The sequence below is a fragment of the Acinetobacter sp. 24-47-67 genome (assembly GCF_056779735.1).
In genome coordinates, this window is record NZ_JBWYIK010000002.1 from 20687 (window position 1) to 33353 (window position 12667).

A 12667-nucleotide genomic window follows, 5' to 3' on the forward strand; every position below is an offset into this window, starting at 1 on the left:
GCTTTTTTTTATGACTATTATCGAGCGTTAAAATCTAGCTTCAAGACGAACTAAAGCACGAGGATAGTGTGATCGATCTTCACGCTTGTCATTAAAATAGTTAAGATCACCTTGAACAAAGAACCATTCGCGGAATAAGGGTTGGCGCCAAGAAACAAAAGGTCCCCAACTGTTCATACGTAAATCATCTTCGTTGTAATAACCGCCTACATACATACCGTAGTTAAAGCGGTTATCATGGAAAAACTGATGTTGGCGATAGGTACGATTATCCCAAGTCCAATCATCATCCTGCTCATCCGCATAAGTTAGATAAAGCTGATTTGAAATAAATGCTTCATTTGGACGTGCTTGGGTGAGTTCCAAATTGGTTCTTAGATAATTTTCACTATCTATACCATAACGATAGATTTGTTCAGCATGAAAGGAAAAATCATTCCCGAGAGTCCAATCTTTTTTTGCCTTTAAGCGGGCATAAATGTCATCTCCAGATCGGATACCTAAATCAGCATCTAAATCGAAAGGTAATTTATCAGACAGTTGTGACCAACGTAAGGCGATAGAACTGTTATCTTCACGGATTCGCTTAGTGTCGACATTTTTGTCGGGATCACCAGCGGGATTTTCATTGGTAATGGCAATATTGTTGTCAATTTCATTATCCAGTGAATCATCACCAAAGACTAAACTTAATTTACGCTCTAAGGTTGGTAAGTCGATTTTACCGCGTATACGTGGCTTGAATTCGTAATCATCATACTTATTCCATTTATTATCAAAGATTACACGTAGCGTTGCTTTGGCGGTTTCATCTTCATAACCTTCACCAAACCAACCATCGATTCGCTGTGCAGTTCGGTCTGCCCATTGGCGAATCGATTTTTGACGTCGGTCAATCCATGATAAATCTTCAGTCACTTGGGTCGGAGCGTATATTTTTTTATTGGATTGTTCTGGGAATAGTGTCGGCGTTGCATCAACCATGCGAGGAACGTAGTTAATCCAACCTAAGCTATTTTCATCCGATGTTGGCCAGTCTTTTTGTTGAAATTCTAAAGGATAGTCTAAAGTAGGGAATTCGCTACTGACACTAATTTCATCTGTTTGATAAGGATCAGTCAAGTGATCTATCTGATCTTGGCTATACACGAAAGTACTTAAAAAGCTACAACTTAAGACAAGACTTAAGGTTGACGGTTTGAATTGCTGCATGATTCTTTTCATATTCGCTCTAAGTCATTTTCATTGTTAAGCCACTGAATTTATTTATAAAATTAAAAATGGGCTTAAGCATCGTGATATTATTAAAAATCAATGTTTGATCTATTCTAATGAATTGTTCAACAAAATTCACAATAAACAACAATGAATTTATAGTCATTTAAAATTAGAACAGATAATGAGAAGACTTAAAACTGAAATAATTTTATTAAATAATTGTTTTATAGATAAAAAAAGACCTCCTTGGGGAAAGAGGTCTATAAAAATTTACCATGTATAGAGTCATGCAGTGAATCTATACATGAAGTATATTCAGTTCCGATTCACTTGAATAGGCTTGTTTATGCAACGCTGAATTCTATTTTTATAACAGTCTAAATATGGCTTAAGTCATGCAACCTTAAGCCAGTATTTAGTTTCTCGAAGATGTTTTATGATTTGCTTGGTGGCACGTCACAATGTTCATCAGTACAAGTTTCTGCATCTTCAACAGTGGGTTGATCTGTTTGTTCATTGGCAGTCGTTAATACTTTGTTGATCACATCTTGGAAGACTTGAGTCGGTTGAGCACCAGCCAAAGCCACACGCTGATCGAATACAAAAAATGGTACGCCAGTCACTTTTAATTGATCACGTGCAAGTTCTTCATCAAATTGGACAAAATCGGCATATTGATCAGAATCCAAAATATCATCCACTTCAACTGGATTTAAACCAATGCGCGAAGCAACATCTTCGAGGGTTTCACGCTCGCCAATGGCTAAACCTTGGGTCATATAGCTATAGAAAAAGGCTTCTTTTGCTTCCGAACCCAATCCTAAGCTTTGTGCATGATGAATAATTCGATGGGCGTTAAATGTATTCCCTGAGTTGGCATTTTCCCAATTGAACTCGATGCCTTCTGCTTTTGCCATTTCCGCAATATTGCGTTGCATTTCTTCAACTTCAGCGACAGTACGCCCATATTTCAATGCCAAACGTTCGCTATTTGAGACTTCTTGACGTGGTGGTGCATCAGGATCTAACTGGAAACTGTGCCAATGGACTTCAAGTTCTACACCAGTTGCAGCAGCTGCTGCTTCTAAACGTTTTTTTCCGATATAGCAAAAAGGGCATACTACATCTGACCACACATCTACACGCATAAAAAATCTCTAATCATCATTTATGAATCTATAGTGTGGGCAATGACAACAAAATTAAAGGTCTAAATCTGAAACGCAGAGTTTCAATCCGATATATTTCTGTCGAAAATATGAATTTTGCGTAATAAATTATTGAAACTTGATCACAGAATCACGAATAAATCGACAAAATCACAGCAATTTTCACTAAATTCATTCCTAATTCTGCTTAAAAAATATGCTATACATTACACATCATGTGCTTGTCATTGTTCGCAAGTGATTCATTACTCAAACAAAAAAAGGATAGGAGTTTGAGATGCGCGGAATTTTAGCGGTGGTTATCGTCATGGTGACCTTATTATTTGGTTATTGTGCCTACGCGCAAAATGAAAAAAATGATGAAGTGCAACGTCAACAATTTGATTTGGTGATGACGGAAAAAATTGAGCAGCTTTATGTTCAAGCGAAGGATTGGAAAACCCCTCTGAATTTTAAAGTTGAAGATGAGCGTTTGAATGGTGACTATAAAGTACTTTCTGAATTTATTTTGAAGTATTGGGTAGACAATATTGAATCACGAAATATGTATTTACGTGATTTAGATCAAGCCAAGTGGGATGAGTTTCTGAACGTTCGGCGCCTAGAATTAGATAAAAAGAATAAATATCAAGACACCGAAAAGATGTTTGTCCAAGTGAAGAAAATTCAATCTGAATATCAAATGCGTGACCAACAAATTTATGCAACAGCTTTACAAGCGCTTGATGCTTTGGAGATGAAAGCAGACTTGCGTGAGCCAATGAAAGAAAAGTTAAAATTCAGCCGACAGCATAATAATGATCAAGCTTTGTTTGCTTTAGAACTTAAGATCACAAAAAAAGCTGAAGAAATGTTTGAGTTTTTGAAGAATCATGACTGGCAACGCCGTAACGAAATGATCCTATTTAAAAGTGATCTTAGTGTGAATCGTTTTAACGAGTTATATCGTGAATTAAATCAATTACAACGCGAAATTGATCAGTTAAAAAATCAAAATGCCGAGGTGATTGAAGCACAAACAGTGAATCAAAGTCCAAGTTCAGAGCCTGCTGTTCAGCAAGAAACGAAATAAACACTCTTTCTTAGCTGTTTCTTTCAGCGTGGTTATAAAAAAAAGGACGCCTGCTTTACTCACGGAGTAAGGCAGAAAAGGCTTTACTTGAAAGTAAATGTACATCATGAACATGCTCAATTTTGGGATTAATGTGTGCTTTTTCTTTCCATTGATCTAAGGTGATACCATTATCGAGTACTTTTTTGTCATATAAATAGTTTGGAATTAAGCCTGGTAAGGTAACTCGATAATCTCGTGGAATTTGTCCTACTGCATGTTCTAATAAATCAAACAAGATGGTCGTACAATTACTGATATAGGTGTTATACCAAACTGGGGTATGATTTAGCCGATTGGCTTTGTTCAGGAATTCTAAAAACAACATCTGAATTTCGGTTTGATTCATTTGAATTGGATAAATATAGACATCTTCTTCGCGAATATTTGAGCGGGTATAAATCAAATCATTTTCATCACCTACGACCAGTGCCAATTCATACTGCCGAAAAAAACCGCCAATGGTGGAGAAACCTTCATCCTTTTCCTGACGAACCTCTAAAGAAAATGCGAGATGTTCGCCACCATCAAAACCAAATGTAATAAAAACATGCGCAATAGGACCTTGCATAAAATGAGATACCACTAAATCTATACGATCTAACTTTTCTAAATCGTATTGTCGTGTTTCCCATCGCGTCACGTAGTCTTTATCACTGTGCCAAATAAAATTTCTGACATTCTGTAATTCCACTTTGCCATCTTTGAATTGGAATTGAATAATTTTGTCGGTTTCATCCTGCCAAACGCGATCATTGCGCGGCTCTAAGGAAAAAAAGCTAATCATGGCAATCAAAAAAATAATCAAATACGCCCATGTGAAATAGGGCTTATAGCTGTGTTGCTTGAAATGGAATATCCCTGTAATGATGGCAAGTCCAACCCAAAACAAGATTAGTGCATAAGTGAAAATGGCATTAACAGGCTGATGTGTCCAAATGAATAAGATTGCCCAGAGTGATGTGAGACATAAAAATATAACGAGTAGGCTGTTTTTTATTTTAGTTTTCATGGCTGATGGATATGTATGAGTTTTCTATTTTTATAATGAATTGAAGTTAAGCTTTGAAGTCCATATTTGTAAAATCAGACCGAGTCTTGAAATTCAGTTGCTTAGCAAAACCTTTAAAAAACACTTGAAACCATTTATCTGAGTGCTGATGAATACGTAAATAAATTGGTGTAGTTTAGATAAATAATAGCTCTATTTGTTTAGTTATTCTTCTTTCTTGGTGCTCGATTTGAACGATGCATGTCAGAGTCTTGCTTATGACTAATTCTAAATTATGTTTGATGTTCGGTGTGATCTCAGCTTTGCTGATGAGTTTGACTCATGCCGAAAATATTGCGAGCCTGCCTTCAATTCAATTGTTGGCGGACGATGACTTACGTGATGAAGTTGTGACGACTGTTACACCTTTTCAAGAAGATCAAAAGGTGCGTCAATCTTTGCAACATCAAGTGATCAAAAAAGAACAGGATATTCAAAATGCTGCTTTAGAGCAAAGTTCACCTGCACTGAATATTCAACCAAAAACCCCAGTGCCTGATATGAGTCATCTATCACCTTTACAGCAGCAGTATGTTTTGTCTGTTGCAGCAGGTTTACAGTCGAATGATCCGAGTTCAGGCATTTTTAGAATGTTGGAGCCTTTAGGGATTGATCGTAGTAAAGCCTTAGATATGATTCGAGAGGGTGATTTTGCAAGTGAAAATAATTTTGATAGACAGCGTTTGAATCAGTTGTTAGGGAGTAAATAACAGCGTGGGTTAAAAGTTAACTAAAATGCATTTGTATTCTAATTTAAAAATAATCCATATAGTTTTTCTGATCTTCTAACCTGTCTCTAAATTGCTCATTAATAATTTGGGGCATCTCAGTTATTTTTTGATTCAAATCTCGGATCTGAAACTTTCCCGAATCATTAAAATTTCCTAAAAAGTATAAATTATTTAAGTTCTGCAAATGATTTGATATATCTACATTTGAAATAAATGCTAGACACCAATCTCCAACACTTAATGCTAACTTTGAAAGACTAACTCCTAATTTTTCATGGACTAGTAAAGCTAACTCATGAAAGTACTCATATTTTATTTCTAATTCAAAACCTATATCGTCTTTGCAAAAGTTTGAAAGAGCATCTAATAAACCATCACTTAGATCAGTTGCAGAGTAAATTAAATTATGTCGGTAAAGATAAAGCCCATTTTCTGTCTGTGGCTTTGGGGTAGTCAATAAATGAAACGCTTTATCAATGGTTTCTTTTGTGAAAGTGTCCCTGTTTTTTAGGATTATATTTGCAGCCATAAATCCACCGAGTTTACCCGATACGTAAAGGCGTTGATTTTTGGCAGCTGGTAGTATTTGAGCGTTATATTCAGTGATACCAATCGTAGTAACAACCACCTGGGTTTCAGCCCCTTCTTTTGTATCGCCACCTACAAAAGAAATATTGTTTTCTAAACAGGCTAGTTCACAACCGTGAATAATTTGCTGAATATGGCTAGTAGATGTTTCTTTAGGTGTAATAATAGAAAGCATAGCCGCTTTTGCTATAGAGCCTGCAGCAGCATGATCACTTAAATTAGCTACTACTCCTAATTTCCCCCATATCGCCCAGTCATCAGTCCATTTATTTGTAATTACAACTGGTTTAGAAGCACGATCAATTTTAAAGGAGATATATTTTTCAAAACCAAGATCTACAATACTAATATCATGTCCAAAGCCATTAACAAAATTACTAGATGTCGTTAATAATGGTAAAATGTCATTAAGAAATTTTTTCTCACCAATTTGGGATATCTGTACCATTTTAGTCTCTAAAAATTTTTTGAGAATTTTTATTATATTCTTTTAATTGGGATTCTTGCTGTGTAACTTTTCTGTTTAAGTTAATAACATCATTTTTTAAACTTTCGACCTCAAAAGCATATTTAGCTTCTAATTTTTTCTCAATATAGTAAGCTGAGAGAGGAGCCATGCATAAAGACACTGTAGCAAGAACACCAACTGCAGCCCATAATCCAATAACAAGAATTTGATATCGCTGATTATTTTTTTGATCTTTTGTTATAAGGCTATTTAAGCCACTTTTCATATCAGTGGTAATTTTTTCCTGTAAAGAAATAACAGAAGGTTGATCGAATATTTCTGATTTATTAGATCGGGTTGCTCCACAGACATAACTAAATTCTATTGTTACTATTCGTTCACCTCTTTTTAAGAAAATTGGTTCAGTTGACATATTATGCAACAAGACAATAACCTTTCCATTATAGTTGGGATCAAAAGGCGGTTGTACTGTTAAAACTAATCCTTTATAAATTAAAGACATACGCAATGAAACACGGGCAGTAATGCAATAATTTAATTTAATATTTTCATTACATAAAATATATGCAAAACCGTAGGCAGGAATTTTGAAGCTTTCATATGGTGCTAACCATGTGGTACTGATAGTTGGAATATCATCTCTAGCACCACAATATATTTCTTCTCCTACAGTTAAATCATATGAGCTATTTCTGAGATTGTTTTCATTGAAAGGAGAAATGAGATGTTGTTGAATACAAAGTCTTTCTATTTCTTTACCACTAAGTATCATTTAAGTAATTCCAAAAAAAGTTGAAATCTTTCAGTAATAAATTTTTCAGGCAGGTTGGTAGTACAAGTACAGTCTTGTACTTCACTCGATAACTCTTTCAGAACAACAGCGGGATGTTCTCTTTTATTCCATATTGAGATCGTTAAAGTATTTTTTTCAGTTTCAAATACTTGATGAAGATTACTATATTTTTGGTTGTAGTATTCTTTTTTAATAAAGGTAGAAGTGTATTTAATTTTAGACCCTGTTAAGCCTAAAAATTCTGCCTTATTAGAATTTGTAATGGGATCAAAAAAATATGAGTATTTTTTTAGATTCAAATCATTAGTTAATTCAAAAGTCCTTTGTTTGATGAAGCCATTAAGAATCACAGATTTAAAAGATGCACAATGAGAGTGGATATCATCTTTAAATGAATTCTTATCAGACCAAAAATGTAGTCTTATTGTATTTCCTATAACTGAACTATGAATTGTGTACTTTTCAAAGCCTAATTGATGAATATATGAGTTTGAAGAGATACGTGGTAGATGACCTAGATCTGAAATAAAAATTTTCAATACTCGTTTTAATTCAAGTATAAGACTTTGATAACTTTCTTCAGAACCATCATAACTTGTAATAAGTTTCTCGAGTTCCATTGCATCCATCGACAATTAGAAATTTATTTGATTTTACAATAAAAGAAACCCCGCAAGAAGCGGGGTTTCTTTTGGCTACGTATTTAAGTATTAAACACGTTCGATCACAGTTGCGATGCCTTGACCTAAACCAATACACATCGTCGCAAGACCGATTTGTGTATCTTGTTGCTCCATTACGTTTAGAAGCGTAGTTGTGATACGCGCACCAGAACAACCCAATGGGTGACCAAGCGCAATCGCACCACCGTTTAAGTTCACGATGTCTTGTTTGTCATGTAAACCTAGACCTTTCAATACTGAAAGACCTTGAGCAGCAAATGCTTCGTTTAACTCAACAGTTTGAATGTCGCCAATGCTCAGGCCAGCACGTTTAAGCGCTTTTTGAGTTGCTGGAACTGGACCATAACCCATGATCGCAGCATCACAACCTGCAACCGCCATAGAACGGATAACAGCACGTGGCTTCAGACCTAATGCTTGTGCACGCTCAGCAGACATCAATAACATTGCAGATGCACCATCAGACAACGCTGATGATGTAGCAGCAGTCACTGTACCGCCTTTAGGGTCAAACACAGGACGCAACGCTTTAAATGCTTCAAGGTTCGCATCTGGACGAATCACTTCGTCTACATCACATAGGATTTTGAAGCCATTTGCATCATGACCTTCAACACCAATGATTTCGTTTTTGAAACGACCTTCTTGAGTAGCAGCCCAAGCACGACGGTGAGATTCAACACCAAAAGCGTCTTGCTCTTCACGGCTAATGCCATTCATGCGACCTAACATTTCAGCCGTTAAGCCCATCATGTTAGATGCTTTTGCATAATGTTTAGATGCTTGTGGGTTCAAGTCGATACCATGCATCATGCCAACGTGGCCCATGTGCTCAACACCACCGATGATGAAGATATCACCTTGGTTTGTCGCAATTTGAGCAGCTGCGGTATGAATTGCTTGCATTGAAGAACCACAAAGACGGTTAACAGTTTGACCTGCAACAGTTTTTGGTAAGTCTGCCAATAACACGATGTTACGACCGATGTTCATGCCTTGCTCTAGAGTTTGGTTCACACAACCCCAGATCACATCTTCAACTTCGTTCACATCAAACTGGTTACGAGCAACCAATGCACGAACTAATTCAGCAGATAAGTTATCGGCACGTACATTGCGGAACATACCATTTTTGGTTTTACCCATTGCTGAACGTACGCCATCAACGATGACAACGTCACGTGGATTTAAAGTAGCCATTCACGTTGCTCCTTAACCGTAGAATTTTTTGTTGTTAGCAGCCATGTCACGCAACATTTGTGGCGCTTCATAAGCCTTACCTAAATGCGCATACTTGTCGCAAAGCGCAACATACTCAGCTACACCAGTTTGATCGATGTAACGGCATGGACCACCACGGAATGGAGGGAAGCCTACACCCATGATCATTGCCATATCTGCTTCGTTTGGTGTTGCAACGATGTTGTCTTCTAAGCAACGAACAGTTTCGTTACAGAAAGCAATCATCATACGGTCAATGATCTCTTGAGGATCAAATTCACGTTTTTCACCAGTCACGACAGAAGCAATTACGTCATACGCTGTTGGATCAACAGTTTTTGCTTTCTTGCCTTTCTTGTCCAATTCATATTTGTAGAAACCAACATCGTTCTTTTGACCAAGACGTTGTGCTTCATACATTGTTTGGATTGAACCTTTGAAATCAGGCTTCATACGGTCAGGGAAACCTTCAGCCATCACTTCTGCACCGTGAACGCCAGTATCAATACCGACAACGTCCATTAAGTATGCAGGACCCATTGGCCAGCCAAATTTTTCCATCACTTTGTCGACTTGTTGGAAGTCAGCGCCGTCTTTAAGAAGAAGGTCAAACGCACCAAAGTAAGGGAACAATACGCGGTTTACAAGGAAGCCCGGGCAGTCGTTTACAACGATAGGAGTTTTACCCATTTTTTGAGCGAGTACGACAGTCGTTGCAATCGCTTCAGGTGAAGTTTTTTCACCACGGATGACTTCAACCAAAGGCATCATATGCACTGGGTTAAAGAAATGCATCCCTACAAAGTTCTCAGGACGTTCAAGGTTTTCAGCCAAACGCGTGATTGAAATCGTAGAGGTATTTGATGCAATGATCGTGTTTTCACGTACTTTAGATTCAGTTTCTTTAAGTACGATACCTTTCACTTTCGGGTTTTCAGTTACCGCTTCGATTACGATATCGACTTCTTTAAACTCATCATAGCTTAATGTCGGACGGATACGTGCAAGCGTTTCACCCATTTGAGCAGGCTTGATTTTCTTACGTTCAACTTGTTTAGTCAAAAGACCGTTTGCTTCTTTCATTCCTAAAGCAAGTTGTGGGTTACCAATATCTTTCATGATAATTGGTGTGCCTTTGCTTGCCGCTTGATAAGCAATACCACCACCCATGATACCTGCACCAAGTACTGCAGCTTGATTTACAGGGTGAGCGCCTTGTTCATATTTTTTCGAAGTTTTCTTCACAACTTGGTCGTTGATGAATAGACCAATCAACGCACCCGCTTGTGGCGTTACCGCTGCTTTTGCAAAGTGTTCAGCTTCTTGGCGAAGTGCACCAGCACGATCTAAGCTTGAACCTGCCTGCATAGAATCAAGCAATAATTTTGGCGCAGGGTATTGTGCAGGATTAGCTTTCGCAAGCACCACACCTTTAGATGAGTTGAAAGCCATCATTTGTTCTAATGGATTCAACTTAATTGGATCTAATTTTTCTTGACGCTTCGCTTTCCAGTCTAAACGACCTTCGATTGCTTGTTTAACGATAGAGATCGCAGCATCTTGTAATTTATCAGCAGCAACCACAGCATCGACCGCACCATCTTTAAGTGCAGCAGGTGCTTTTTTCGGGTTCGCCATTGCCATCCATTCAACAGCGTTATCGATACCGATTACACGGCTTAGACGAACGGTACCACCGAAACCAGGAATGATCCCAAGTTTAATTTCTGGAAGACCAACTTGTGCTGATTCTGACATCACGCGATAGTCACACACCAAGCACATTTCAAAACCGCCGCCCAATGCCATACCATTGATTGCAGCAACTTTAGGAATATTTAAATCTTCGAATGAGTTGAAGATTTCATGAACAGGCATCGCCCAATCTACAATGACTTGTTCGCCTTGCGCAAAGTTTTCACCAAACTCAGTGATGTCTGCACCAACGATAAATGTAGATTTACCAGATGTAACGATAAGACCTTTAATCTCAGCGTTTGATTGAACAGCAGCAATTGCAGCTTTAAAGTCGTCAATTGTTGCGCGGTTGAATTTATTAACCGACTCACCTTGTAAGTCAAAGCGGAATTCTGCAATTCCGTCCGAAAGCATTTGGACGGTAATGGCATTGCCAGCGTGGATCATGCCCTGATCTCCTTTTTTTTGGAGGACTTCTAAGTTGATGTTGTGAAGCAAGTGCGTATTTCCTGCGCACATTAAAGCTTCGCTAATCTTACGATAACTATATCGAAAAAGAACATAACAAGTTGTATCAAGCCGTGACGCAATGGTCATCTATTTATTGCACCAGCATGCGTTATAAAACAGCAGATGCGAATGTAGAGTTTGTTCTTCTTACAATAAAGCGATTGTTTCAATTGGCATTTTATTTAAAAACACTTCAACTTATATCTGGGGTAGGTAGGTAATTTCAAGTTATTTTGCACTTTAAATTTCGTCATAAAAGTCAATAAACTGAAATATAAAGCCATCAAAAGTCTATTTGTAGAACACAATGTTTCGTTGTTTGGGGTAGTCGTTATACAATTTACGTGATTATCTATACACCTAAATTGGAACAATTCACTTCCAATTTAGGTGCAGCATCTCCTCATTTAACCCGCTAACCAAAGATAAACCGAGTCAATCAATGATCAAGTGGATTATTCTCGCGATATTCATCATATCGGCACTGTATATTCAACGTCGTGGAAAAGTACGACATTCGTTCTATCGTCAATTCTTTGATCATTCGACCATTTTGGCACCTATTAATTTTTTGATGTATATGTTCTCTAAGGTGCCAAACCAGCCTTATATCGACACACAGCATTTTAAAGATTTAAAAGTGTTAGATGAAAATTGGGAAATGATTCGTGATGAAGCCAAAGCTTTATATGAGCAGGGTGGGATCAAAGCCTCTGAAAAATATGATGACCTAGGCTTTAACTCATTTTTTAAAACTGGTTGGAAGCGTTTTTATTTAAAATGGTATGACTCTGCACATCCTTCAGCAGCAGAACTGTGCCCTAAAACGACAGCATTGCTTAAAACATTGCCAACCATTAAAGCGGCGATGTTTACTGAGCTTGCTCCTGATAGTCGCTTGGTTCGTCATCGTGATCCTTATGCGGGATCTTTACGCTATCATTTAGGGTTGTTGACGCCAAATGATGATCGTTGCTTTATTGATGTAGATGGTCAGCGGTATTCATGGAGAGATGGTGAAAGCGTTGTGTTTGATGAAACCTACATTCATTATGCAGAAAACACGACGGATCAAAATCGTATTATTTTCTTTGCTGATGTAGAGCGTCCTTTAAAGACACGTTGGATGGAACGGTTTAATCATTGGTTTGGTAAAAATGTAATGACTGCGGCAAGTTCACCGAATGAAGCAGGGGATCAAACGGGTGGTCTGAACAAAGCATTTGGTTATGTTTATCGCTTGCGTGTGAAAGCAAAAGCACTGAAAGCGAAGAACCGTCAGTTATATTACTTTTTAAAATGGTTCTTGATGTTAGGGATATTCTTCCTGATTTTTATTCGACCTTATGTGTTTTAAGAGCATTCAGATCAAAATGCGCCTCAGGGCGCATTTTTTAATTTTACTTAAAATGATGTAAATTAAAA

At 37.5% G+C, this 12667-nt stretch carries 11 protein-coding genes; 3 read left to right on the forward strand and 8 right to left on the reverse strand.

What is annotated here, in order from left to right:
- Nucleotides 1-27: 27 nt before the first annotated feature.
- On the reverse strand, nucleotides 28-1224 hold the full coding sequence (locus tag AC1M9K_RS04025) for a hypothetical protein (protein WP_481588579.1): 1197 nt from the start codon (nucleotides 1222-1224) through the stop codon (nucleotides 28-30).
- 428 nt (nucleotides 1225-1652) lie between these two features.
- Nucleotides 1653-2366: a DsbA family oxidoreductase gene (locus AC1M9K_RS04030; protein WP_035265969.1), complete on the reverse strand. Its 714-nt coding sequence runs from the start codon at nucleotides 2364-2366 to the stop codon at nucleotides 1653-1655.
- A 298-nt stretch (nucleotides 2367-2664) separates the two neighbouring features.
- Here AC1M9K_RS04030 and AC1M9K_RS04035 point away from each other — a divergent pair, with 298 nt between their 5' ends.
- Nucleotides 2665-3459, forward strand: coding sequence for a hypothetical protein (locus AC1M9K_RS04035; protein WP_481588580.1), 795 nt, complete (start codon nucleotides 2665-2667; stop codon nucleotides 3457-3459).
- Between the two features lie 55 nt (nucleotides 3460-3514).
- Here AC1M9K_RS04035 and AC1M9K_RS04040 read toward each other — a convergent pair whose 3' ends face one another.
- Nucleotides 3515-4510 carry an Lnb N-terminal periplasmic domain-containing protein gene (locus AC1M9K_RS04040; protein ID WP_035265971.1) on the reverse strand — a complete coding sequence of 332 codons (996 nt, stop codon included), beginning with the start codon at nucleotides 4508-4510 and terminating at the stop codon, nucleotides 3515-3517.
- Nucleotides 4511-4767: 257 nt separating this feature from the next.
- On the opposite strand from AC1M9K_RS04040, the gene AC1M9K_RS04045 reads away from it, so the two are divergent.
- Nucleotides 4768-5259, forward strand: coding sequence for a hypothetical protein (locus AC1M9K_RS04045; protein WP_481588581.1), 492 nt, complete (start codon nucleotides 4768-4770; stop codon nucleotides 5257-5259).
- A gap of 43 nt (nucleotides 5260-5302) precedes the next feature.
- Here the strand turns inward: AC1M9K_RS04045 and AC1M9K_RS04050 are convergent, their stop codons facing one another.
- The 5 genes from AC1M9K_RS04050 to fadB all read right to left on the reverse strand — a co-directional run bounded on the left by AC1M9K_RS04050 (nucleotide 5303) and on the right by fadB (nucleotide 11179).
- Complete coding sequence (locus AC1M9K_RS04050) at nucleotides 5303-6316, reverse strand: AIR synthase related protein (protein ID WP_481588582.1); 1014 nt, start codon at nucleotides 6314-6316, stop codon at nucleotides 5303-5305.
- A 1-nt stretch (nucleotide 6317) separates the two neighbouring features.
- On the reverse strand, nucleotides 6318-7109 hold the full coding sequence (locus AC1M9K_RS04055) for a dCTP deaminase domain-containing protein (protein ID WP_481588583.1): 792 nt from the start codon (nucleotides 7107-7109) through the stop codon (nucleotides 6318-6320).
- Entirely contained in the window at nucleotides 7106-7750 is a 645-nt protein-coding gene (locus tag AC1M9K_RS04060; RefSeq protein ID WP_481588584.1) for a hypothetical protein, read from the reverse strand. Before AC1M9K_RS04060 ends, AC1M9K_RS04055 begins: the two co-directional genes overlap by 4 nt.
- 90 nt (nucleotides 7751-7840) lie before the next feature.
- Nucleotides 7841-9013: an acetyl-CoA C-acyltransferase FadA gene (gene fadA, locus AC1M9K_RS04065; protein ID WP_035265978.1), complete on the reverse strand. Its 1173-nt coding sequence runs from the start codon at nucleotides 9011-9013 to the stop codon at nucleotides 7841-7843.
- Nucleotides 9014-9025: 12 nt separating this feature from the next.
- Nucleotides 9026-11179: a fatty acid oxidation complex subunit alpha FadB gene (gene fadB / locus AC1M9K_RS04070; protein ID WP_481588585.1), complete on the reverse strand. Its 2154-nt coding sequence runs from the start codon at nucleotides 11177-11179 to the stop codon at nucleotides 9026-9028.
- A 505-nt stretch (nucleotides 11180-11684) separates the two neighbouring features.
- On the opposite strand from fadB, the gene lpxO reads away from it, so the two are divergent.
- Nucleotides 11685-12599 (forward strand): lipid A hydroxylase LpxO, encoded by a 915-nt coding sequence (gene lpxO / locus AC1M9K_RS04075; protein ID WP_481588586.1) that lies wholly within the window; start codon nucleotides 11685-11687, stop codon nucleotides 12597-12599.
- The last annotated feature ends 68 nt before the right edge of the window (nucleotides 12600-12667 follow it).

Excerpts from the sequence above, each read along its gene's own strand:
- AC1M9K_RS04050 (WP_481588582.1), bottom strand. The coding sequence starts at position 6,316 with ATGGTACAGATATCCCAAATTGGTGAGAAAAAATTTCTTAATGACATT.
- lpxO (WP_481588586.1), top strand. The coding sequence starts at position 11,685 with ATGATCAAGTGGATTATTCTCGCGATATTCATCATATCGGCACTGTAT.
- AC1M9K_RS04055 (WP_481588583.1), bottom strand. The coding sequence starts at position 7,109 with ATGATACTTAGTGGTAAAGAAATAGAAAGACTTTGTATTCAACAACAT.
- AC1M9K_RS04040 (WP_035265971.1), bottom strand. The coding sequence starts at position 4,510 with ATGAAAACTAAAATAAAAAACAGCCTACTCGTTATATTTTTATGTCTC.
- AC1M9K_RS04060 (WP_481588584.1), bottom strand. The coding sequence starts at position 7,750 with ATGGAACTCGAGAAACTTATTACAAGTTATGATGGTTCTGAAGAAAGT.
- AC1M9K_RS04035 (WP_481588580.1), top strand. The coding sequence starts at position 2,665 with ATGCGCGGAATTTTAGCGGTGGTTATCGTCATGGTGACCTTATTATTT.
- fadB (WP_481588585.1), bottom strand. The coding sequence starts at position 11,179 with ATGATCCACGCTGGCAATGCCATTACCGTCCAAATGCTTTCGGACGGA.
- AC1M9K_RS04030 (WP_035265969.1), bottom strand. The coding sequence starts at position 2,366 with ATGCGTGTAGATGTGTGGTCAGATGTAGTATGCCCTTTTTGCTATATC.
- AC1M9K_RS04045 (WP_481588581.1), top strand. The coding sequence starts at position 4,768 with ATGACTAATTCTAAATTATGTTTGATGTTCGGTGTGATCTCAGCTTTG.
- AC1M9K_RS04025 (WP_481588579.1), bottom strand. The coding sequence starts at position 1,224 with ATGAAAAGAATCATGCAGCAATTCAAACCGTCAACCTTAAGTCTTGTC.
- fadA (WP_035265978.1), bottom strand. The coding sequence starts at position 9,013 with ATGGCTACTTTAAATCCACGTGACGTTGTCATCGTTGATGGCGTACGT.